The following is a 20,802-nucleotide window of genomic DNA, read 5'->3' on the forward strand; positions in this document are numbered from 1 at the left end:
CGTCATCGTCGACGCCGAGCCGCCCCACGACCCGAGCCGCCCCGAGGAGACCCCCGCCCATGCCCACACGCAGAAGCGTCACCGCGCTGCTCGCCGCCGCGGCCGTCGCGGTGGCCGGCCTGACCGCCGTCACCGCCAGCGCCGCCCAGGCCGCCACCGGCTGCAAGGTCGACTACCGGATCACCAACCAGTGGCAGGGCGGCTTCGGTACCGACGTGACGATCACGAACCTGGGCGACCCGGTGAGCTCCTGGACGGTCGGCTGGACGTTCGGGGCAGGCCAGAAGATCACCTCGCTCTGGAACGGCACGGCCACCAGCAACGGCTCCTCGGTCTCGGTCGCGAGCCTGCCGTACAACGGCACCCTGGCCACGAACGGTCGGACGAGCTTCGGGTTCAACGCCTCGTGGAGCGGATCGAACCCGGTGCCGACGACGTTCACGGTCAACGGCACCGCGTGCACGGGCACCACGCCGACGACGACGCCGACCGCCACCGCGACCCCCACGCCGACCCCGACCCCGACGGTGACCGTGACCCCGACACCCACCCCGACCGTGACCACACCCCCGACCACCAGCGGGTTCTACGTCGACCCGACCACGCAGGCCTACCGGGCGTGGCAGACGGCGAGCGGCACGGACAAGACGCTGCTCGAGAAGATCGCCCTCACGCCGCAGGCGTACTGGGTGGGCAACTGGGCCGACCCGGCGCACGCCAAGGCCGAGGTCGCCGACTACACCGGCCGCGCGGTCGCCGCGGGCAAGACCCCGATGCTCGTCGTCTACGCGATCCCCGGCCGCGACTGCGGCTCCTACTCCGGCGGCGGCGTCGCCGAGAGCGCCTACGCGGCGTGGATCGACACCGTGGCGTCAGGGATCCAGGGCAACCCCTACGTGGTGCTCGAGCCCGACGCCCTCGCCCAGCTGGGCGACTGCGCCGGCCAGGGTGACCGCGTCGGCTTCCTCAAGTACGCCGCCAAGTCGCTCACGCTCAAGGGCGCCCGGGTCTACATCGACGCCGGCCACTCGTCGTGGCTGCCGGTGAGCACGGCCGTCAGCCGGCTCAACCAGGTGGGCTTCGAGTACGCGGTGGGCTTCGCGCTCAACACGTCGAACTACCAGACGACGGCCGACTCGAAGGCCTACGGCCAGCAGATCTCGCAGCAGCTGGGCGGCAAGAAGTTCGTCATCGACACGTCGCGCAACGGCAACGGGTCGAACGGCCAGTGGTGCAACCCGAGCGGCCGCGCGCTGGGCGACCGACCGGCCCGCGTGAACGACGGGTCGGGCCTGGACGCCCTGCTGTGGGTCAAGCTGCCCGGCGAGTCGGACGGCACCTGCAACGGCGGCCCGGCCGCCGGCGCGTGGTTCCCGAGCATGGCGCTGGAGCTGGCCCGCAACGCGAAGTGGTGACCGCCTGACAGCGGGCCCGCGGGGGATCCCCGCGGGCCCGTCGGCGACCGGGTGACGTGCGGCCGATGCTGGGCCACGCGGCCGCGCCACCGGGCACGATCGCGGGATGAGGACACCGTTCACGGTCGTCGCGGTCCTGGCGCTCGCCGCGGGCTGCGCGAGCGGTGAGCGCCCGGAGCCCTATGACGACGCCGCCGACTGCAACCATCTCTACACGCGCGGCGACCCGGGGCTCGGAGCGGGTTTCGGGTACTCCGAGGAACCGCACCCGTTCGGCACCCCGGTCCCGGTGACGGTCTGCGTCCCCGGCGGAGAAGGCACCGTGCGCCTCTGGGCCGAGGGCTCCGGCGTGACGATCACCCCCGAGGTCGGCTCGGCTCCGGACGACGGCTCGTCCGGGCTGAGCCAGGTCGCCTTCGAGATCACGGTGGAGCGAGGAGCGGCGGCCGGCCTCCGCGTCGAGGCGACCGGCATGACCTACAGCGGGCCCGACGTGGTGATCGACGACGAAGCCGGGACATGGCGGCTGAACCCGTGGGGCGACCGATTCTTCGACCGACCTCACCCGTAGCTCATGCCCATGAGCCGGCGGACGTCCCGGATCGTGGCGTCGGCCAGCTCGTTGGCGTGCGCGTTGCCCGCCGCGAGGATGTCGACGACGAGACCCTCGTCCGCCGCGAACAGGGCCCGCCGCGCGCGCAGAGGCGCCAGGTGCTCCACGAGGGCGTCGGCGACGACCTCCTTGAGCCGCCCGGCGCCGGCGGAGCCGATCTCGTCGGCGATCGACTCTGCGGGGACGCCCGTGCACAGCGATGCCAGGAGCAGCAGGTTGGCGACCTCGGGCCGGTGCACCGGGTCGTAGGTGATGGTCCGGTCGGAGTCGGTCCTCGCGGACCGGGTCGCGCGGGCCGTCTCGTCGGCGCTCGCCCGCAGCTCGATGGCGTTGCCGCGGCTCTTGCTCATCTTGCGGCCGTCGGTCCCCAGCACTGTCGGCGCCTCGGAGAGCACGCCCTCGGGTTCGGGGAAGCACGGGCCGTAGCGCTGGTTGAAGCGGCGCGCGATCGTCCGGGTCAGCTCGAGGTGCGGCAGCTGGTCCTGGCCCACGGGCACGACGTCGGCGTGGCAGAACAGGATGTCGGCCGCCTGGTGGACCGGGTAGGTGAGCAGCAGGCCGCTCATGGACCGGCCCGAGTCCGCGCGCTCCTGCTTCACGGTCGGGTTGCGCTCGAGCTCGGCGACGGACACCAGCGACAGGAACGGCAGCATCAGCTGGTGCAGGGCGGGCACGGCGCTGTGCGTGAAGATCGTCGCCGTGTCCGGGTCGATGCCCGCCGCGAGGTAGTCGAGGACGATCTCGCGGACGTTGCCACGGATGTCGCCGGCGACGTCGCGGTCGGTGATCACCTGGTAGTCGGCGAGCACCAGGAACGTCTCGACACCAGAGCGCTGCAGGCGGACGCGGTTGGCGACCGTGCCGAACAGGTGACCGAGGTGCAGCGGGCCGGTGGGGCGCTCGCCGGTGAGCATGCGGGTCATGGGTGGGGCTCCTTCGGGGTGTGCCGCGCACGCGCCCGGAGACAGCGGTGCCCCCGAAGCCGCGTGAGCAGCTCGGGGGCAGGACGACCACGGGCTGCGTCTAGTGCAGCCAGCGCCAGGTCGTCGAGGACATGCGGCGAGGGTAGCCCGCCGCGCCGGGCCGGGGAAGGGCGCGGTATCAGCCGTCGGGTGCGCGGACTCCTTCGGGCGTCCACCCGAACCGCATCCCGCTGGAGCGCCCCATGAACCTGCACGCCGACCTCAGGCACCCCGTCCTGCACCTCGAGCGCTACGACCTCGACCACGCCGTCGCCATCGACCGGGCCGCCGTCACCCTGGGCCTCACCCCGTTCGACGGCGCGGCGCCGCTGCTCCTCCTCACGCCCCGCGAGCCCTGGGCACCCGGGGGGCTGCTCGACTTCTACGCGCCGGGTCGCTGGGACTGCACCAGCGAGCAGGTGCTCATGAGCGCGATCGTGCAGCACGGCACGCCCGGCGACTGGGATGGCACCGTCGGATACGGCACCGTCGTCTCCCCGGGCGCGGGCACCTACCTCGTCGTGCTGCAGTTCTCGGGCGTCGACCAGACGATGAGCCTGCGCGGCCCCTGGGGCACCAACACCGCGCACACACCGCCACGGTCAAGGACGTCGGCTCGCTCGGCGCGTTGTGGACCAGCGTAGGCGGGGACACCCTGTCGTTCTCGTTCAGCAGCGTGACCGACGGCGGCCTTCCGGGGCTGAGCGTCTTCCGGTCGCTGTCGGTGCTGGCCGCCTGAGCCGGGCACAATCGCTGCATGCCTCCGCGTCGCCGCACCGACCCCGCCGACGGGCGGGCGGCGCTCGCGGTCTGGCGGGCGGACCCGACCGGCGTCCCGACGGCCGCCCGGCGCACCGCGGTGCGGTTCACGCTCGAGGAGCTGGCCGAGGTCGCACCCGGCAACGCCGTCGAGGTGCGGGTCCCCCCGGACGGTGCCGTGCAGGCGGTGGAGGGTCCTCGTCACACCCGCGGTACGCCGCCGAACGTGGTGGAGACGGACGCGCAGACCTGGCTCGAGCTGGCCACAGGCGCCCTGACCTGGGATGACGCGGTCGCGGCCGGGCGGATCCGGGCGTCGGGGGAGCGTGCCGACCTGCGCGAGTGGCTCCCGCTGCAGGCCACCCGGCACCGTCCGTGAGCGCGCCCTGACCTAGGATCGCGGGGTGCCGAACGACCCGCAGCCGCAGGACACCCCCGACGAGACGCCGGTCCCGCCTGCCCTCGACGCTCGCGGGGTGCCGATCCCGGCCGAGGAGGAGCTCGCAGCCGTCGCCGAGCCGGCGACCGTGCGCCACGCCCCGAAGTTCGGCGCGTTCATCACCGCCGGCGCGCTCGTCGGGATCGTCGTCGGCCTCATCCTGACCGCCGTGATCGAGCCCGCGCTGCCGCGTGCCGCGGACGGCTCCGGCTTCATCTCGTTCCTCGACGGTGAGGGCGCGGTCCGCACGTGGATGGCCGTCGCGGGCGCCGTGCTGGGCGGGTTCGTCGGCGGCCTGGTCGCGGTGCTGGCCGACCGCCGCAGCGTGCGTCGCGCGATCCCCGCCGGCGACTGAACGCTGGGCGCCCTGGCGGCCCACCTCGACGCGTGTGCGACCATAGGCACGTGGCCCCCCGCGCAGACGGACGTCTGAACCACGACCTCCTCCCCAACGAAAAAGGCCCCCAGGACGCTTGTGGCGTCTTCGGTGTGTGGGCACCTGGCGAGGAAGTCGCCAAGCTCACCTACTTCGGCCTCTACGCGCTGCAGCACCGCGGCCAGGAGTCGGCGGGCATCGCCACCTCCAACGGCCAGCAGCTGCTCGTCTACAAGGACATGGGCCTCGTCTCCCAGGTCTTCGACGAGACCGCGCTCAACGCGCTGCAGGGCCACATCGCCATCGGGCACGCGCGCTACTCCACCACCGGTGGCAGCACCTGGGAGAACGCGCAGCCGACGCTCGGACCCACGTCCGCCGGCACCGTCGCCCTCGGGCACAACGGCAACCTCACCAACACAGCCGAGCTGGTCGACCTCGTCGCCGAGCGCTACGGCAGCCAGCGGCGCGGCGAGCTCGCGCGCGGCAACACCACCGACACCGCGCTGATCACGGCGCTGCTCGCGGGGGACCCGGACCACACCCTCGAGGCCACCGCGCTCGAGGTGCTGCCGCGCCTGCGCGGCGCGTTCAGCCTGGTGTTCATGGACGAGCACACCCTCTACGCCGCCCGGGACCCGCAGGGCGTCCGCCCGCTCGTGCTGGGCCGGCTGGAGCGCGGCTGGGTCGTGGCCAGCGAGACCCCCGCGCTCGACATCGTCGGCGCGTCGTTCGTGCGCGAGATCGAGCCGGGCGAGTTCATCGCCATCGACGCCGACGGCCTGCGCAGCAGCCGGTTCGCCCCGGTGGACCGCGCCGGCTGCGTGTTCGAGTACGTCTACCTGGCCCGTCCCGACACGTCGATCGCCGGTCGCTCGGTGCACGCCGCGCGCGTCGCGATGGGCCGCCGGCTCGCGGTCGAGCACCCCGTCGAGGCCGACCTCGTGATCCCGGTCCCCGAGTCCGGGACGCCCGCAGCCGTCGGCTACGCGGCCGAGTCGGGGATCACGTTCGGGCAGGGCCTGACCAAGAACGCGTACGTCGGACGCACCTTCATCCAGCCGTCGCAGACGCTGCGCCAGCTGGGCATCCGCCTCAAGCTCAACCCGCTCAAGGACGTCATCCGAGGCAAGCGCCTGGTGGTCGTCGACGACTCGATCGTGCGCGGCAACACCCAGCGCGCTCTCGTCCGGATGCTGCGGGAGGCCGGCGCTGCCGAGGTGCACGTGCGGATCAGCTCGCCGCCGGTCAAGTGGCCGTGCTTCTACGGCATCGACTTCGCGTCCCGCGCCGAGCTCATCGCCAACGGCCTGGGGGTCGACGAGATCGCCGCGTCGCTCGGTGCCGACTCGCTCGGCTACATCTCGCCGGAGGGCATGATCGCCGCCACCGAGCAGCCCGCGTCGCAGCTGTGCGCCGCGTGCTTCACGGGCCAGTACCCGATCGAGCTGCCGCCGGACGACCGGCTGGGCAAGTTCCTGCTCGAGCAGAACGAGCTGCCGCTGGGTGCGCCCGAGGACGGGCTCCTCTCGATCGTGCCGAGCGCCGGCGGCGCCAGCGCGCTGGACCACCCGTGAGCGGGCCGCAGGTCACGTACGCCGCAGCCGGCGTCGACACCGAGGCCGGTGACAAGGCCGTCGAGCTGATGAAGGACGCCGTGCGCGCGACGCACGGGCCGCAGGTGCTCGGCGGGGTCGGCGGGTTCGCGGGGCTCTACGACGCCAGCGCGCTGCTGCAGTACCGCAAGCCGCTCCTGGCCACCTCGACCGACGGCGTGGGCACCAAGGTCGCCATCGCGCAGGCGCTCGACATCCACGACACCATCGGGTTCGACCTGGTCGGCATGGTCGTCGACGACATCGTCGTGGTCGGGGCGAAGCCCCTGTTCATGACCGACTACATCGCGTGCGGTCGCGTGGTGCCCGAGCGCATCGCCGGCATCGTGCGGGGCATCGCGGCGGCGTGCTCGGTGGCCGGCACGGCGCTCGTCGGCGGCGAGACCGCGGAGCACCCCGGACTGCTGGGTCCCGGCGAGTACGACGTGGCCGGTGCCGCGACCGGCGTGGTCGAGGCCGACCGGCTGCTCGGGCCGGAGCGGGTGCGCGCGGGCGACGTGCTGCTGGCGCTGGGCTCGAGCGGCCTGCACTCCAACGGCTACTCGCTGGTGCGCAAGGTGGTCTCGGTGGCGGGCTGGACGCTGGACCGCCACGTCGACGAGCTCGGTCGCACCCTCGGCGAGGAGCTGCTGGAGCCCACCCGCGTCTACGCGAGCGACTGCCTGGCGCTGGCCGATCGTGCGGGCGTCGACGGCCTGCACGCGTACAGCCACGTGACCGGCGGGGGACTCGCGTCCAACGTCGCGCGCGTGCTGCCGCAGGGCCTCGTGGCCGACATCGACCGCGGCGGATGGACGTTGCCGCCGGTGTTCTCGCTGGTCCAGCGCCTGGGTCAGGTCCCCTGGACCGACCTCGAGGGCACGTTGAACCTCGGCGTGGGCATGGTCGCGATCGTCGCGGCGGACGCCGTGGACGGCGTGCTCGCGCACGCCTCGGAGCTGGGCCTGCCCGCCTGGGAGCTGGGCACCGTGCGGCATGCCGACCCGGCCACCGACGTGGTGGGGGCGCCCGGCTTCATCGCGGGCACCAAGGGCGTGCACGGGGGAGCCGTCCAGCTCGCCGGCTCCTACCGGGTCTGACGCCGTTCCTCACCACCTGCGCAGACACGCGCGCACCACCTGCGAGAGGTGGTGCGTCGCGGGTCCCTGCGCGTCAGCGCAGGTGGTGAGTACGGTCAGCGATCGTCGTCCGACCAGCGTCGGTAGTCGTCGCTGTCGTCGTCAGTGTCCGTGTCCACAGCCGCGCGGGGGCGGTTGTCGGTCACGACATCGTTGTGGCCGTGCGACGTGAGCTCCTGCTCGAGAGCTCGGTAGTTGGTCTCCGGGCTGAAGTACTTCAGCTCCCGGGCCACCTTCGTCTGCTTAGCCTTCTGACGGCCGCGCCCCATGGCATCGACCCCCTCTTACGTGGATGCGGGGCGGCTCCGTGCTGACACGTGCGGCCCCGGGGTGCTGAATCGTCTCTTCGTGGGGCAACGGTACATGCTCGTTCGGTATTCCGACCACTCGCCGCGGGCGACACGCGTCACGTCGGCCTGCCGCTCGCCCCCCGCGTGCCGACGCGCCGGCACGGCGATTCGGACCAGCGTCCAACTTGGATGCACACTAGATCCGCGCGTCGACGTGTATGACCGTTTGGTCGGGTTTAGGGTGGTGCTACTCGACCGGGTAAGCGTCGGTCCGCGGCCTCGATGGCGCAGCATGAGAGATGTATGAGAGTCGTGTGAAGGTTCGTTACCGTTCCGTGTCCCGGAATGCGACATCTGCGGCTTTCGTTCATGCTAGAGGGAGATGTCCCGGTTTCGACTCTCCGGAGTGCCGTGGCACCACGATAGAGAACGTTTCACACCAGTGAGACCCGCACCACCCGCACCTGAACTGGCCGGGGCGCCGACACCGTCGGAGTCGCAGGCCGCACGCTTGCCAGGAGGCAGCTGATGAACGCACATCCCACAGAATCCGAAGCACTGCTCACGCCCTCCGAGGTCGCGACACTGTTCCGGGTCGATCCCAAGACCGTCACCCGCTGGGCGAAGGCCGGGAAGCTGTCGTCGATCCGCACCCTGGGTGGTCACCGTCGTTACCGCGAGTCCGAGGTGCGCGACCTGCTGAACGGCATCCCGCAGCAGCGCCCGTCGGACGGCTGAACGACCGTCCCTGCCCGGCCGAGGTCCGTCGACCCTCCTCGACGCGCCCTCGGCCGTTGAGTGCCCGGGGTCGGCCGGCATCTGGTCCGCACGGCATCACAGCTCCGAGCGTCGCACCGTCGCGACGCTCGGAGCTGTCGTGTCTGCGGCTACTCCCCGCTGCTGCGGCGGTTCGCCGCGATGATCAGCGCGAGCAGCATCGCGGCCCCGGCCACCGCCCCACCCAGGATCGACAGCGCCTTCTTGCGCGCCTCCGGGTCGGCGTCGCCGCTGGTGGCGTCGCTCCAGAGCTGGCGCCCCGACTCGACCGCTCGCCCCGCCTGCGCCCGCGGGTCCAGGCGGGCCACCAGCTCGTCGACGGTCGACGCCAGCTGGGCGCGCGTCAGGGCGAGCTCGGCCTCCAGGGCGACCGTCTCCGGCGTGCTGAACGGGGTCGGGGGCTTCTTGTCCGGGGTGGGCTTGTCGGCCTTGGCGTCGCTCATGACTGGAATCCTGCCTTCACCGCGGCGATGTCGTGCTGCACGTTCTCGATGGCCAGCGCCGGCGTGGGCGGCGACCCGGCCTTGATCCGGTTGATGCCGACCAGCACGAGGACCGCGATGACCAGCAGCAGGACCGCGCAGACGATGAGCGCGGCGAGCCACAGCTCCAGCCAGATGTCGAGCACGATGATCGCCAGAGCGATCCCGGCGGCGATCAGGTAGAGCGCCAGCACGACGCCCGCGGCCACCAGGCCGGCACCGAGGCCCAGCTTCTGCACGCGTCCGGTGACCTCGGCCTTCGCGAGGTCGATCTCGGCGCGGACCAGGCGCGCGGCCTGCTCGCTCAGATCGGACACCAGCTGGCCGAGCGACTTCTCGTCGCCCGGCAGTCCCGACTGCGTGGTCATGGGCACGACCTCTCGTCTGCGCGTACGTAGAGCACTCAGTCTGCTGGTCAGCGATGCGGCGCGCGAGGGGGGCGCCCGGTTCACCCGCCGACGGTCAGTCCGCCCAGGGGTGCACCTGCTCCTCGGCCGGGTGGACCGGCTCGTGGATGCGGACCACGGAGACGGCCGGCCGCGGCGGCAGGTGGCGCTTGGCCCAGGCAGCGACACCCCCGCCGATGAGGATGAGCGCGACGCCGATGATGAGCGCCGAGAGCCAGGGGTCGACCGCGTGGGCCAGGCCGAGCACGGCGGAGGTGACCAGCAGGGCCAGCCCGAAGAACGTGAGGAGCGCGGCCGCGCCGAACCCGATCGCCGACGGTCGCACCTCGACGGCACGCGCGCGGACGCTGCTGGAGACCGCGTCGATCTCGGCCTGGATCGCCTCGCGCACGTGGTCCTCGACCTGCTCGAACTTCTCGCGCGCGCGCTCCGCCAGCGGCTCGGTGAACCGGTCGAAGAAGCTGCGGGGTCGGTCGGAGCCGGACGTGCTGGCCATGGGTCCTCCTGGTGCGACGGGCGGTGAGGCCAGACTAGGAGCAGAACCGCTGGTCGCAGGGTTGCCGCGCACACGGAGCCGTACGACGAAGCCCCGCGCCGGATGGTCCGGGCGGGGCTTCTGGGTGTGGCCACTGGCAGGGTCGAACTGCCGACCTTTCGATTTTCAGTCGAACGCTCTACCAACTGAGCTAAGTGGCCGAAACGACGAGCGACCCCGACGGGACTTGAACCCGCGACCTCCGCCGTGACAGGGCGGCGCGCTAACCAACTGCGCTACGGGGCCTTGGATGATGCTGCAAGGCCGTACTGCTGATACTGCGTGTCCTGCTCGTACCCCCAACGGGATTCGAACCCGTGCTACCGCCGTGAAAGGGCGGGGTCCTAGGCCGCTAGACGATGGGGGCTTGTCCAACGCGAACATCCAACCCCCAACGCCGAGGCGCCGGATGACCGGTGACGAGCATACGGGGTCCGCGGCCCGAACTCCAAAGTGAGCACAGAGTGGCGGTGATCACGCGCCTGTGCCCCGCAGATGAGCAGGCAGGATGGTGCCCATGGTCGACATGTCGCGCGCCGAGTTCGAGGACGCCGTGCGCGACGCGCTCGACGAGATCCCCGACGAGCTCGCCGCGATGATGGACAACGTCGTCGTGCTGGTGGAGGACCGGTCCCCCGACGATGAGCCGGAGCTGCTGGGGCTGTACGAGGGCACCCCGCTGACCGAGCGCGGAGACTTCTGGGCCGCCGGCTCGCTGCCGGACCGCATCACGATCTTCCGGCTGCCCACCCTCGCCGTCTGCGACGACCGGGCCGACGTGGTCGAGGAGGTCGCGATCACCGTGGTGCACGAGATCGCGCACCACTTCGGCATCGACGACGAACGGCTGCACGAGCTCGGGTGGGGCTGATGGGCCACGACCACGGGCACGCGACCGCCGCGCAGGCGCACCGGGGGAGGCTGCTCGCCGTCCTCGTGCTGACGCTCGTCGTTCTGGTGGTCGAGGTGGTCGGCGGGCTGGTGTCCGGGTCGTTCGCGCTGATCGCCGACGCGGGCCACATGCTCACCGACGCCGCGGGGGTCGGGCTGGCGCTGGGCGCCACGGCCCTGGCCGCCCGGCCCGCGACGGCCGCCCGCACGTTCGGGTGGCAGCGCGCCGAGATCCTCGCCGCACTGGCGAACGGGCTGGTCATCGCCGTGGTGGGGATCGGCGTGATCGTCGGCGGCATCACCCGCCTGGTGACGCCGCGGCCGGTGGAGGCCGGCCTCATGCTCGCGGTCGCCGCGGTCGGGCTCGTCGCCAACGCCGTCGGGCTCGCGCTGCTCAGCCGCGGACAGGCGGAGTCGCTCACCGTCCGGGGTGCCTACCTGGAGGTGCTGGGCGACCTGCTCGGTTCGGCGGCCGTCGTGGTCGCCGCCGTCGTGGTGCTGACCACCGGGTTCACGCGCGCCGACGGGATCGCGTCCGTGGTCATCGGCCTCATGATCGTGCCGCGCGCGGTCGCCCTGCTGCGCGAGGTGGGCGCCGTGCTGCTGGAGGCGACGCCGCGCGGGGTCGACCTGGACGCGATCCGGTCGCACATCTGCGGGGTCCGGGGCGTGCTGGGCGTGCACGACCTGCACGCCTGGACGATCACGTCCGGCGTCCCCGTGCTGTCGGCGCACGTCGAGGTGCCCGACGAGCTCCTGTCGCGCGGCGAGGCCGGCAGGGTGCTCGACGACCTGCGGCACTGCCTCGCCGGCCACTTCGACGTGGACCACTGCACGTTCCAGCTGGAGCCCCCGTCCACCACGGGCAGCGAGCACCACGCGCACGCGTAGGGTCGCTGCATGGTTGCTGTGGGGATCACGCTGCTGCCGCAGGAGCGCTGGGCGTCGGCCCGTCGCAGGTGGCAGCAGGCCGAGGAGTGGGGCTTCGACCACGCGTGGACGTACGACCACCTGGCCTGGCGGAGCCTGGTCGACGAGCCGTGGTTCGCCACCGTCCCGCTGCTCGCGGCGGCGGCGGCCGTGACCGAGCGGATCGGGCTGGGTACCTGGGTCGCGTCGCCGAACTTCCGGCACCCGGTGCCGTTCGCCAAGGACGTCATGGGTCTCGACGACATCAGCGGCGGCCGGTTCGTGCTCGGGGTCGGCGGTGGCGGTGAGGGTTTCGACGCCACGGTGACCGGCGACCCGCCCACGCGCGGGGAGCGGACGCGGCGGTTCGAGGAGTTCGTCGGGCTGCTCGACCAGCTGCTGACGCAGCCCGTCACGTCGCACCAGGGGGAGTTCTACCGCGCCGACCAGGCCCGCATGATCCCCGGCACGATCGCCCGGCCGCGCACGCCGTTCGTCGTCGCCGCCAACGGTCCGCGGGCCATGGCGCTGGCCGCCCGGTACGGGCAGGGCTGGGCCACCTACGGGCCGGCGTACGCGACCGAGGACGTGCCCGACGACCCGACCGCCGCGCAGGAGCAGTGGTGGACCGGGCTCGCCACGATGCTCGAGCAGCTCGACGCCATCGAGGCGACCGCCCGCGCGGTCCGTGAGGCCCCGCTGAGGCGGTACCTGAGCCTGGACGGGGCGCCGATCTTCTCGATGACGTCGCTGGACCTGGTGACCGAGGGGATCGAGCGCGCCGCGGGCCTGGGGTTCACCGACGTCGTCGTGCACTGGCCGCGCGCCGAGGGGATCTACGCGGGCAGCGAGGCGGTGCTCGAGGGCCTGGTGGAGCGGCTGCCGGAGCTGCAGGCGCTCTGAGGTCAGTGGGCCTGGCGCGCTTGCCAGGCGCTGGTGACCATGTCGAGCAGCGAGTGGCGCATCTGCCAGTCGAGGTCCCGGGCGGCCAGCTCGCCCGACGCCACGATGCGGGCCGGGTCGCCGGGGCGGCGCGGGGCGGTGTCCGGCTCGAACGCGATGCCGGTGCCCTCGGCCATGGCGGTCATGATCTGCCGCACCGAGACGCCCTCGCCGGACCCGAGGTTGTAGACGGGCTCCAGCGTGCGGCCGGCCGCGAGGGCCTGCGCCGCGGCGACGTGCGAGTCGGCGAGGTCGGCCACGTGGATGTAGTCGCGGACGCAGGTGCCGTCGGGCGTCGGGTAGTCCGTGCCGTTGATGCGCGGCGTGCGCCCCTCGGCCAGGGCCTCCAGCACCAGGGGGAAGAGGTTGTGCGGGCTGGTGTCGTAGAGGTCGGGGGTGGCCGAGCCGACGACGTTGAAGTACCGCAGCGACGTGTGCCGCAGGCCGGCGGCCGTGCCCTGGTCGCTCAGCAGCCACTCGCCGATGAGCTTGGACTCCCCGTACGGGGACTCGGGAGCGGTCGCGGTGGCCTCCGTGACCAGGTCGACGTCCGGGGTGCCGTAGACGGCCGCGGACGAGGAGAACACGATCGCGTCGACGCCCTGCGAGGCCATCGCCTCGAGCAGGTGCACGGTCCCGGTGACGTTCTGCTCGTACGTGTGCAGGGGGCGTTCCACCGACACGCCGGCGTACTTGAAGCCGGCCAGGTGCACGACGCCGACCACGCCGTGCTGGGACAGGGTGTCCGCGACGAGGTCCGTGTCGAGGATCGAGCCCTCCACCAGCGGCACGTCGTCGGGCACGAAGCCGCGGTGCCCGCTGGAGAGGTCGTCGAGCACCACCGTCTCCAGGCCGACCTGCCCGAACGCCCGCACCACGTGCGACCCGATGTACCCGGCACCTCCGGTGACCAGCCATGTCATGCGCCCGAGCGTACCGACGACGCGGGCGGGAGGCGGGCGGCGTCCGTGGACGAAGAAATTCTCGCGGAGCTGCATCCGCGGACGGGCGTCGGACCGAAGGGGGTCGCGAGGGTGGCTGATGCGCTCGGGAAGATGCTCAGTATGCTGAGCATCTTCGACGGCGGTACGCACGGACCGGTTCCAGCAGCAGGACGGGAGGGCTCATGCAGCCAGAGCCACAGGTGACGGTCCGGACGGCCGACGCCGCCGACCTGGCGCAGGCCGTCGAGGGCGCCATGGCGGTGACGTCGGAGGTGCTGCGGGACTTCCTCGACGCGCGCGTCCGCGCGACGCGGGGCCGCTCCGACGTGGCGGCGCGGCTGTGGACGGACCTGGCGGGCGTCGTCGGCGGCAAGCTCATGCGCCCCCGCCTCGCCGTCGCCGCCTACCTGGGCCTGGGCGGCAGGGACCCGGGGGCCGTCGCGCCCGTGGCGGCCGCGATCGAGGTGCTGCACACGGCGATGCTCGTGCACGACGACCTGCTCGACCACGACGAGGTGCGGCGGGGCCGGCCCAACGTCGCCGGCGCCACGCGCGCCCGGCTCGCGGCGCAGGGTCTCGACGAGCGGAGCGTGGCGGACCAGGTGCTCGCGGCAGGCGTGCTGGCGGGCGACCTCGCGATCGCCTCGGCGTTCTCGCTGGTGGCCGCCGCTCCCGCGGACCCGGCGACGCTGCTGAGGGTGGTCGCGCTGCTGGGCGAGGGCATCGAGACCACGGTGGTCGGCGAGCTCCTCGACGTCGCCGCGTCGCTGAGCGCGCCGCGGGACGTCGACGCGCTCGCGGTCGCGGAGCTCAAGACGGCCGCCTACTCGGGCGCGCTGCCCCTGGTGGTCGGCGCGGTCCTGGCGGGTGCCGACGAGGGTCGGACGGCGCAGCTCGGGGCGGTCGGCTCGGCCCTCGGGGTCGCGTTCCAGCTGACCGACGACGAGCTCGGGGTGTTCGGCGACCCGGCGGTGACCGGCAAGTCGGTGCTGTCGGACCTGCGAGAGGGCAAGCGCACCGAGCTGCTGCGCCGGGCGTACGCCATGGCGGGGGCCGCGGGGTGTGCCGTGCTGGACGCGCAGGTGGGGCGCGCCGACCTCGACGAGGACGGCGCGGCGGCGGTGCGCGAGGTCATGGTGTCGAGCGGCGCCCTCGACGAGGTGCGCGAGCTGACGCGGCGGACCGGGCTGCGCGCGCGCGAGCTCGCGCTCGGCGGGTTGCCCGAGCCGCTGGGGGGCTACCTTGTGGGCGTGGTCGACGACCTCGTGGGACGGGGTCACTGAGTGGCGGGGGACACCATGGCGCAGGCGCGGTCAGCGCGTGACCGGGCGCTCCGGCTGTACGACACGACCGCCGCCCGCACCAGCGCCGGCGTGCTGGCCGCCTACTCCACGTCGTTCGGGCTGGGCACCCGCCTGCTCGGGCGGCGCGCCCAGCAGGACATCCGCGCGGTGTACGCGCTGGTCCGGCTGGCCGACGAGGTGGTGGACACCTACCGCGGCGAGGACGCGGGCGCCGAGCTGGACGAGCTCGAGGAGCAGACCGCGCGCGCCCTGCGCACCGGGTACTCGACCAACCTGGTGGTGCACGCCTTCGCCCGGACCGCGCAGCGCGTGGGCATCACCGCGCGCGAGACCGCGCCGTTCTTCGCGTCGATGCGCGCCGACCTCACGGTGCGCGCGCACGACCGCGCCAGCTACGAGGCGTACGTCTACGGCTCCGCCGAGGTGGTCGGCCTGATGTGCGTGCGCGCGTTCCTCAACGAGGGCCGGGGGCCCGGAGACGCCGTGCGCGAGCCCGACGAGACGCAGGTGGCCGGCGCGCGGGCGCTGGGCGCGGCGTTCCAGAAGATCAACTTCCTGCGCGACCTGGGTGCCGACACCGAGGAGCTGGGCCGCACCTACTTCCCGGGGACCGAGCCCGGTCACCTCGACGCGGCGCAGCTGCACGCGATCCTCGACGAGATCAACGCGGACGTCGCCGTGGCCCGTGCGGCGGTGCCGAGCCTGCCGCGCCGTGCGCGCTACGCGGTCGGGGCGACGCTCGCCCTCTACCAGCGCCTGCTCGACGAGATCGCGACGCGTCCGCCGGAGTCGCTGCTGGTGGGGCGCGTCCGCCTGCCGACGCCCGTCAAGTTGCTGGTGGTCGGCGAGTCCGTGCTGGCGGAGGCGCGGGCGGGTCGCGCGGTCGACGCATGAGCCCCGGTCGCGTCGTCGTCGTCGGTGGCGGCATCGCCGGCCTGACGACCGCCGCCCTGCTCGCCCGCGGTGGCGCGCTGGTCACGCTGCTCGAGCGGCACGACCAGCTGGGCGGCCGCGCCGGCAGCCTGAGCGTCGACGGCTTCCGGTTCGACACCGGCCCGTCCTGGTACTTCATGCCCGAGGTCTTCGCGCACGCGTTCGCGCTGCTCGGGGAGCGGATCGAGGACCACGTCGAGCTGGAACGGCTGGACCCGGCGTACCGGCTGTTCCCGGAGGGTGCCGAGCCGTTCGACGTCGTCGGCGACCCCGAGACCAACTGGGCGACGTTCGACGCCCGGGAGCCCGGGGCGGGCGACGCGATCCGGCGGTACACCGAGGACTCCACCCGCGCCTACCGGACGGCGCTCGACTCCTTCCTCTACACCACGTTCGCGCGGCCCGACCGGCTTCTCTCAGCCGAGGTCCTGCGCCAGACCGGCACGTTGGCGGGGCTGCTCACGGGCACGCTGGCCGACAAGGTCGCGGCGACCGTGAGCGACCCCGTGCTGCGCCAGGTGCTCGGTTACCACGCGGTGTTCCTCGGGTCGTCGCCGTACCGGGTGCCGGCGCTCTACTCGTTGATGAGCCACCTCGACCTGGTCGACGGCGTACGTTTCCCCCGCGGCGGGATGTACACGGTGATCGAGGCGCTCGAGCGGATCGCCCGCAAGGAGGGCGTCGACGTGCGCACCGGCGCCGAGGTGGCCCGGATCGAGATCGACGACGACTGGCCGTCGGTGCGGCACCCGCGCAGGTCGGGCACGGCGCGCGGCGTCCGGCTCGCCGACGGCACGCTGGTGCCGGCGGACGTCGTCGTCTCCGCCGCCGACCGGCACCACACCGAGACCGCGCTGCTCGGCCGGCACCGCGACCTGCCGGAGGACTGGTGGGAGGACCGCGGGCCCGGGATCTCGGCGCTGCTGATCATGGCCGGCGTGCGGGGATCGCTGCCCGAGCTGGCGCACCACTCGCTCTTCTTCACGCGCGACTGGCCGACGAACTTCGAGGACATCCTGGGTACCGGCCGCTCGACCGCGCCCGGCGGGCTGCGCGTGCCCGAGGTGGCGTCGATGTACGTCTCGCGGACGACGGCGAGCGACCCGACTGCCGCGCCGCCGGGGCACGAGAACCTGTTCGTCCTCGTCCCCTTTCCCGCGGACCCGTCGCTCGGCGCGGGGGACCGCGCGGCGATGGACCGGCACGCGGACCGGTACCTCGACCAGGTGGGCGCGTGGGCCGGCATCGCCGGGCTGCGCGAGCGCGTGGTCACCCGTCGGGTGGTGGCGCCCGCGGACTTCGCGCGCGACTTCTCGGCCTGGCGCGGCACGGCCCTCGGCATGGAGCACACCCTGCGGCAGAGCGCGATGTTCCGCCCGGGCGACGCGTCCGCGCGCGTCCCCAACGTCCTGCACGTCGGGGGTGGCACGATCCCCGGTGTGGGACTGCCGATGTGCCTGATCAGCGCCGAGCTCGTGGTCAAGCGGATGCTGGGCGAGACGTCCTCGCGCCCGCTGCCCGCGCCCCTGCGCCCGGGGTTCCTCGCGGCTGCGCGGCCCCGCGGGGTGTGGAGCGAGTCGGTCGGATGAGGTTCGCGTACCTCGGCGCCCTCGTGCTCTCGCTGGGCGGGCTCGCCGTGCTGGACCGCCGGTTCCGGCTCGCGTTCTGGTCCGACGGCCGGCGGGCGGCGCTGACCCTCGGGATCGGTGTGGTGGGCTTCCTCGCCTGGGACGCGATCGGCCTGCTGCTCGGCATCTTCGCGCGCGGCGACTCGCCCCACATGACCGGCCTGCTGCTGGCCCCCGAGCTGCCGGTGGAGGAGGCGTTCTTCCTCGCGCTGCTCTGCTACACGGCCCTGCTCGCCTGGCGCTGGGTGGACCGCGCACGGGGAGGCGACGAGTGACGAACATCGTGCTCAACGTCGTCGTCCTCGCGGTGCTCGGCGCGGTGTCGTTCCCGGTCCTGCGTCGGATGCGGGCGATCCCGCTCGTCGCGACCGTGGTGGTGCTGTGCGCGCTCACCATGGTCTTCGACACGCTCATGATCTCCGCCGACCTCTACGTGTTCGACCCCGACAAGATCCTCGGCGTCTACCTCTGGGGCGCCCCCCTGGAGGACTTCGCGTACGCGATCGCCGCGGCCGTCGGGATGCCGGTGCTCTGGGTGGTCCTCGGACGTCGGCGTCGGCAGGAGCCGGAGTGAGAGAGGTCCTGGCGGCGTCCCGCCCGTTCTCCTGGATCAACACCGCGTACCCGTTCGCCGCGGGGTACCTGCTGGCCACCGGCGGCCGGATCGACGCCACGTTCGTCGTCGGCACCCTGTTCTTCCTGGGCCCGTACAACCTGCTGATGTATGGCATCAACGACGTGTTCGACTACGCGTCCGACCTGCGCAACCCCCGCAAGGGAGGCATCGAGGGCGGGCTCGTCGAGCCGGGCCGGGCGCGGCAGGTGCACCGCCGGATCCTGTGGGCCTGCGTCGTCGCGACGGTGCCCTTCGTCGTGTACCTGCTGCTCGTGGGCGATGCCGCGGCCAACGCGACCCTGGCGCTCGTGCTCTTCCTCGTCGTCGCGTACTCGGCGCCTGTGCTCCGCTTCAAGGAGCGCCCGGTGCTGGACTCGCTGACGTCCGCGATGCACTTCGTCGGCCCCCTGCTGTACGCGTTGGTGCTGGTGGGCGCGGACCTGAGCGCGAGCACGACCTGGCCGGTGCTCGTGGCGTTCGTCCTCTGGGGGATGGCGTCGCACGCGTTCGGGGCGGTGCAGGACGTGCGGGCCGACCGCGAGGGCGGCATCGCGTCGGTCGCGACCGCGCTCGGGGCGCACCCGACGGTCGTCGCGTCGACCGTGCTCTACGTGCTGGCCGCGGCGGTCCTGCTCGTCGTGCCGTGGCCGGGGTCGCTCGCGGCGGTGCTGCCGATCCCCTACGCGGTCAGCACCGCCTCGTTCTGGTCGGTCCACGACGAGGACTGCGAGCGGGCGAACGTCGGCTGGCGCCGGTTCCTCTGGCTCAACCTGGTCACCGGGTTCCTGGTGACCATGCTGCTCATCGTCATCGCGCGGACGAGCTGACCGTCCAGGTGGCCTCGGCGTCCTCGCGCACGACGAGGTAGCCGCCGGCGTGGACGTCGGCGCCGTCGTCCGTGCGGTCGCCCCCGACGAGGTCCAGGCCCGGCCCGGTCACCCGCGCCGCGACGTCGCCGTGGTTCAGCACGAACAGGTAGTCGTTCTCCGCGCCCCGCCGCCGCACGACCTCGACCCCGGCAGGTCGGTCCGGCACCACGGGCTCCAGGCCCGCCGCGGACGCGACCTCCTCGAGCAGGGCGCGGGTCGCCGCGAGGTCCAGGTGCGTGGAGACGTACGTGACCGTGCCGGCCCCGCGACGCGCCCGCGTGAGGGCGGGCCGACCATCCAGGTCGCCGCCGACATAGCGGCGCAGCACGTCCGCGTCGGACGGCTGCACGAGCTCCGACCACACCGACCCCGTCGAGCCGTCGTCCAGCGTCACGGTCTCGTCCGGGGCCAGCGGGGCGACGTGCTCGACCCGCAGGCCGACCAGGTCGCGCAGGCGGCCGGGGTAGCCGCCGGTGACGACGTGCAGGTTCTCGTCGGCGATTCCGGTGAACGGCCACACGACCAGGTGACCGCCGCCCTCGACGAACTGCTCGACCGAGCGGACGGCCTCGTCGTCGAGCGCGAACATGCTCGGCACCAGGAGCACGCGGTAGCCGGACAGGTCGGCACCGGGCCGCGTGAAGTCGACGGGCAGCCCGGCGTGCCACGCGGCGCGGTGCACCGAGCGCACGGCGTCGGAGTAGCTCAGGTGGTCGGACGGCAGGCTCCGGTTCTCCAGCGCCCACCAGCCCTCCGCGTGCCACCAGACGGCGATCCCGCTGTCGTGCAGGCGACCGTCGGCGGGCGGCCGCAGCACCTCGGCGATCGAGCCGAGCACCGAGCCGAGCTCGCACACGGCACGGAACGTCGCGGAGTCGGCACCCGCGTGCGGCACCATCGCGCCGTGCCAGGCCTCCGAGCCCGCCGCCGACGCACGCCACTGGAAGAACAGCGACGACTGCGCCCCGCGCGCCACGTAGCCGAGCGAGTTGCGCACCGCTCGTGCGGGGTCCTTGAACGCGATCCGTCCGTCGGTCGAGATCGAGCTCATCGACTGCTCCATGAGCAGCCACGGCCCGCCGTCGGCCCACGAGCGCGTGAGGTCGGAGCCGTAGGCGACGTGCGCCTCGCCGTCCGGGCCCGTGGTGTCGAGGTAGTGGTCGACGGACGGCACGTCGAGCTCCGCGGACCAGCTCCACTGCTCGAGGTGGTTCCACGTGGGGAGCATGAAGTTGGTCGTGATGGGGACCGTCGAGCCGGTGGCGCGGATCTCGGCGCTCTGCTCGCGGTAGGCGTCGAGCATCTGGTCGGAGAAGAAGCGCCGGAAGTCGACGGACTGCGTCGGGTTGTGCAGGTACTGGGTCGCGCGCGGCGGCAGCACCTGGTCCCACGACTCGTAGTGCTGGCTCCAGAACGTCGTCCACCACGCCTCGTTGAGCGCGTCGAGCGTCCCGTACCGGGCCTGCAGCCACGTCCGGAACGCGGCTGCGACGTGGTCGCACCAGCAGTACGTGCCGTACTCGTTGTGCACGTGCCAGGCCTGGAGGGCCGGGTGCGCGCCGTACCGCCGCGCCAGGACACCGGCGATCGAGCGGGAGGCCTCGCGGTAGGCCGGGGCACAGACGCAGTACGTGTCCCGGCTGCCGTGCCACAGGCGCGTGCCGTCGGCGAGCACGGGCAGCGCGTCGGGGTGGGCCGCGGTGAACCACGGCGGCGGGGAGGCCGTCGGGGTCGCGAGCACGACTCCGATCCCGCCCGCGTGCAGCGTCTCGACGACGTCGTCGAGCCAGTCGAGCTCGTAGCGGCCCTCCTCGGGCTCGAGCAGCGCCCACGAGAAGACCCCGACGGTCGCGGTGTTCACGCCGGCGCGCTGCATGAGCTCGACGTCCTGCGCCCAGACCTCGCGCGGCCACTGCTCGGGGTTGTAGTCGCCACCGAACCAGAAGCGGTCGGGGACGAACGGGGTGCGGGTCATCG

At 73.0% G+C, this 20,802-nt stretch carries 24 protein-coding genes and 3 tRNA genes; 17 read left to right on the forward strand and 10 right to left on the reverse strand.

Annotation, left to right across the window (positions count from 1 at the left end; all coding sequences use genetic code 11):
* Positions 1 to 59: 59 nt before the first annotated feature.
* Positions 60 to 1,415, forward strand: a complete 1,356-nt coding sequence (locus AC1DQC_RS00325) for a glycoside hydrolase family 6 protein (protein ID WP_477049238.1) — start codon at positions 60 to 62, stop codon at positions 1,413 to 1,415.
* Between the two features lie 106 nt (positions 1,416 to 1,521).
* Positions 1,522 to 1,986 carry a hypothetical protein gene (locus AC1DQC_RS00330; RefSeq protein WP_477049239.1) on the forward strand — a complete coding sequence of 155 codons (465 nt, stop codon included), beginning with the start codon at positions 1,522 to 1,524 and terminating at the stop codon, positions 1,984 to 1,986.
* Here the strand turns inward: AC1DQC_RS00330 and trpS are convergent.
* Positions 1,977 to 2,996, reverse strand: coding sequence for a tryptophan--tRNA ligase (gene trpS / locus AC1DQC_RS00335; RefSeq protein ID WP_477049525.1), 1,020 nt, complete (start codon positions 2,994 to 2,996; stop codon positions 1,977 to 1,979). The genes AC1DQC_RS00330 and trpS overlap by 10 nt on opposite strands.
* Positions 2,997 to 3,193: 197 nt before the next feature.
* On the opposite strand from trpS, the gene AC1DQC_RS00340 reads away from it, so the two are divergent.
* The 5 genes from AC1DQC_RS00340 to purM all read left to right on the forward strand — a co-directional run bounded on the left by AC1DQC_RS00340 (position 3,194) and on the right by purM (position 7,259).
* On the forward strand, positions 3,194 to 3,634 hold the full coding sequence (locus AC1DQC_RS00340) for a hypothetical protein (RefSeq protein WP_477049240.1): 441 nt from the start codon (positions 3,194 to 3,196) through the stop codon (positions 3,632 to 3,634).
* Positions 3,635 to 3,747: 113 nt separating this feature from the next.
* Positions 3,748 to 4,128, forward strand: a complete 381-nt coding sequence (locus AC1DQC_RS00345) for a sterol carrier family protein (RefSeq protein ID WP_477049241.1) — start codon at positions 3,748 to 3,750, stop codon at positions 4,126 to 4,128.
* Positions 4,129 to 4,153: 25 nt separating this feature from the next.
* Positions 4,154 to 4,543: a histidine kinase gene (locus AC1DQC_RS00350; RefSeq protein ID WP_477049242.1), complete on the forward strand. Its 390-nt coding sequence runs from the start codon at positions 4,154 to 4,156 to the stop codon at positions 4,541 to 4,543.
* 50 nt (positions 4,544 to 4,593) lie between these two features.
* Complete coding sequence (gene purF / locus AC1DQC_RS00355; RefSeq protein ID WP_477049243.1) at positions 4,594 to 6,141, forward strand: amidophosphoribosyltransferase; 1,548 nt, start codon at positions 4,594 to 4,596, stop codon at positions 6,139 to 6,141.
* Entirely contained in the window at positions 6,138 to 7,259 is a 1,122-nt protein-coding gene (gene purM, locus AC1DQC_RS00360) for a phosphoribosylformylglycinamidine cyclo-ligase (RefSeq protein WP_477049244.1), read from the forward strand. Before purF ends, purM begins: the two co-directional genes overlap by 4 nt.
* A 95-nt stretch (positions 7,260 to 7,354) precedes the next feature.
* Here purM and AC1DQC_RS00365 read toward each other — a convergent pair whose 3' ends face one another.
* On the reverse strand, positions 7,355 to 7,567 hold the full coding sequence (locus AC1DQC_RS00365) for a DUF3073 domain-containing protein (RefSeq protein ID WP_370502777.1): 213 nt from the start codon (positions 7,565 to 7,567) through the stop codon (positions 7,355 to 7,357).
* Positions 7,568 to 8,116: 549 nt separating this feature from the next.
* On the opposite strand from AC1DQC_RS00365, the gene AC1DQC_RS00370 reads away from it, so the two are divergent.
* Positions 8,117 to 8,326, forward strand: coding sequence for a BldC family transcriptional regulator (locus tag AC1DQC_RS00370; protein ID WP_456823570.1), 210 nt, complete (start codon positions 8,117 to 8,119; stop codon positions 8,324 to 8,326).
* A 149-nt stretch (positions 8,327 to 8,475) separates the two neighbouring features.
* On the opposite strand, the gene AC1DQC_RS00375 is transcribed toward AC1DQC_RS00370, so the two are convergent.
* The 6 genes from AC1DQC_RS00375 to AC1DQC_RS00400 all read right to left on the reverse strand — a co-directional run bounded on the left by AC1DQC_RS00375 (position 8,476) and on the right by AC1DQC_RS00400 (position 10,156).
* Entirely contained in the window at positions 8,476 to 8,808 is a 333-nt protein-coding gene (locus AC1DQC_RS00375; RefSeq protein WP_477049245.1) for a DUF3618 domain-containing protein, read from the reverse strand.
* Positions 8,805 to 9,215, reverse strand: a complete 411-nt coding sequence (locus AC1DQC_RS00380) for a phage holin family protein (RefSeq protein WP_477049246.1) — start codon at positions 9,213 to 9,215, stop codon at positions 8,805 to 8,807. Before AC1DQC_RS00380 ends, AC1DQC_RS00375 begins: the two co-directional genes overlap by 4 nt.
* A 94-nt stretch (positions 9,216 to 9,309) precedes the next feature.
* Positions 9,310 to 9,750 (reverse strand): phage holin family protein, encoded by a 441-nt coding sequence (locus AC1DQC_RS00385; protein ID WP_477049247.1) that lies wholly within the window; start codon positions 9,748 to 9,750, stop codon positions 9,310 to 9,312.
* 127 nt (positions 9,751 to 9,877) lie between these two features.
* Positions 9,878 to 9,950, reverse strand: a tRNA-Phe gene (locus AC1DQC_RS00390).
* 11 nt (positions 9,951 to 9,961) lie between these two features.
* Positions 9,962 to 10,035 (reverse strand) — tRNA-Asp (locus tag AC1DQC_RS00395).
* A gap of 48 nt (positions 10,036 to 10,083) precedes the next feature.
* Positions 10,084 to 10,156, reverse strand: a tRNA-Glu gene (locus tag AC1DQC_RS00400).
* Between the two features lie 150 nt (positions 10,157 to 10,306).
* On the opposite strand from AC1DQC_RS00400, the gene AC1DQC_RS00405 reads away from it, so the two are divergent.
* Genes AC1DQC_RS00405 through AC1DQC_RS00415 form a run of 3 tightly spaced genes read left to right on the forward strand, consistent with a single transcriptional unit; the run spans position 10,307 to position 12,492 of the window.
* On the forward strand, positions 10,307 to 10,660 hold the full coding sequence (locus AC1DQC_RS00405; protein ID WP_477049248.1) for a metallopeptidase family protein: 354 nt from the start codon (positions 10,307 to 10,309) through the stop codon (positions 10,658 to 10,660).
* Positions 10,660 to 11,571 (forward strand): cation diffusion facilitator family transporter, encoded by a 912-nt coding sequence (locus AC1DQC_RS00410; RefSeq protein WP_477049249.1) that lies wholly within the window; start codon positions 10,660 to 10,662, stop codon positions 11,569 to 11,571. Before AC1DQC_RS00405 ends, AC1DQC_RS00410 begins: the two co-directional genes overlap by 1 nt.
* Positions 11,572 to 11,580: 9 nt before the next feature.
* Positions 11,581 to 12,492, forward strand: a complete 912-nt coding sequence (locus AC1DQC_RS00415; protein ID WP_477049250.1) for an LLM class flavin-dependent oxidoreductase — start codon at positions 11,581 to 11,583, stop codon at positions 12,490 to 12,492.
* A gap of 2 nt (positions 12,493 to 12,494) precedes the next feature.
* Here the strand turns inward: AC1DQC_RS00415 and galE are convergent, their stop codons facing one another.
* Positions 12,495 to 13,454, reverse strand: a complete 960-nt coding sequence (galE, locus tag AC1DQC_RS00420) for a UDP-glucose 4-epimerase GalE (protein ID WP_477049251.1) — start codon at positions 13,452 to 13,454, stop codon at positions 12,495 to 12,497.
* Between the two features lie 203 nt (positions 13,455 to 13,657).
* Here galE and AC1DQC_RS00425 point away from each other — a divergent pair, with 203 nt between their 5' ends.
* The 6 genes from AC1DQC_RS00425 to AC1DQC_RS00450 are packed head-to-tail and all read left to right on the forward strand — an operon-like array spanning position 13,658 to position 18,783.
* Positions 13,658 to 14,758 (forward strand): polyprenyl synthetase family protein, encoded by a 1,101-nt coding sequence (locus AC1DQC_RS00425; RefSeq protein ID WP_477049252.1) that lies wholly within the window; start codon positions 13,658 to 13,660, stop codon positions 14,756 to 14,758.
* Positions 14,759 to 15,673, forward strand: a complete 915-nt coding sequence (locus AC1DQC_RS00430; protein ID WP_477049253.1) for a phytoene/squalene synthase family protein — start codon at positions 14,759 to 14,761, stop codon at positions 15,671 to 15,673.
* On the forward strand, positions 15,670 to 17,301 hold the full coding sequence (gene crtI, locus AC1DQC_RS00435; protein ID WP_477049254.1) for a phytoene desaturase family protein: 1,632 nt from the start codon (positions 15,670 to 15,672) through the stop codon (positions 17,299 to 17,301). The genes AC1DQC_RS00430 and crtI overlap by 4 nt, the downstream gene beginning before the upstream one ends.
* Entirely contained in the window at positions 17,298 to 17,615 is a 318-nt protein-coding gene (locus AC1DQC_RS00440; RefSeq protein WP_477049255.1) for a lycopene cyclase domain-containing protein, read from the forward strand. Before crtI ends, AC1DQC_RS00440 begins: the two co-directional genes overlap by 4 nt.
* Entirely contained in the window at positions 17,612 to 17,914 is a 303-nt protein-coding gene (locus AC1DQC_RS00445; RefSeq protein WP_477049256.1) for a lycopene cyclase domain-containing protein, read from the forward strand. The genes AC1DQC_RS00440 and AC1DQC_RS00445 overlap by 4 nt, the downstream gene beginning before the upstream one ends.
* The gene (locus AC1DQC_RS00450) at positions 17,911 to 18,783 is read left to right on the forward strand and encodes a prenyltransferase (RefSeq protein WP_477049257.1); all 873 of its coding nucleotides are present in this window, start codon (positions 17,911 to 17,913) and stop codon (positions 18,781 to 18,783) included. The genes AC1DQC_RS00445 and AC1DQC_RS00450 overlap by 4 nt, the downstream gene beginning before the upstream one ends.
* Here the strand turns inward: AC1DQC_RS00450 and AC1DQC_RS00455 are convergent.
* A complete protein-coding gene (locus AC1DQC_RS00455; protein ID WP_477049258.1) occupies positions 18,764 to 20,800 on the reverse strand; it encodes a beta-galactosidase in 2,037 nt (678 codons plus the stop codon). The two genes, AC1DQC_RS00450 and AC1DQC_RS00455, sit on opposite strands and share 20 nt — an antisense overlap.
* Between the last annotated feature and the right edge of the window lie 2 nt (positions 20,801 to 20,802).

The organism is Cellulomonas sp. P4_H12 (assembly GCF_056400905.1).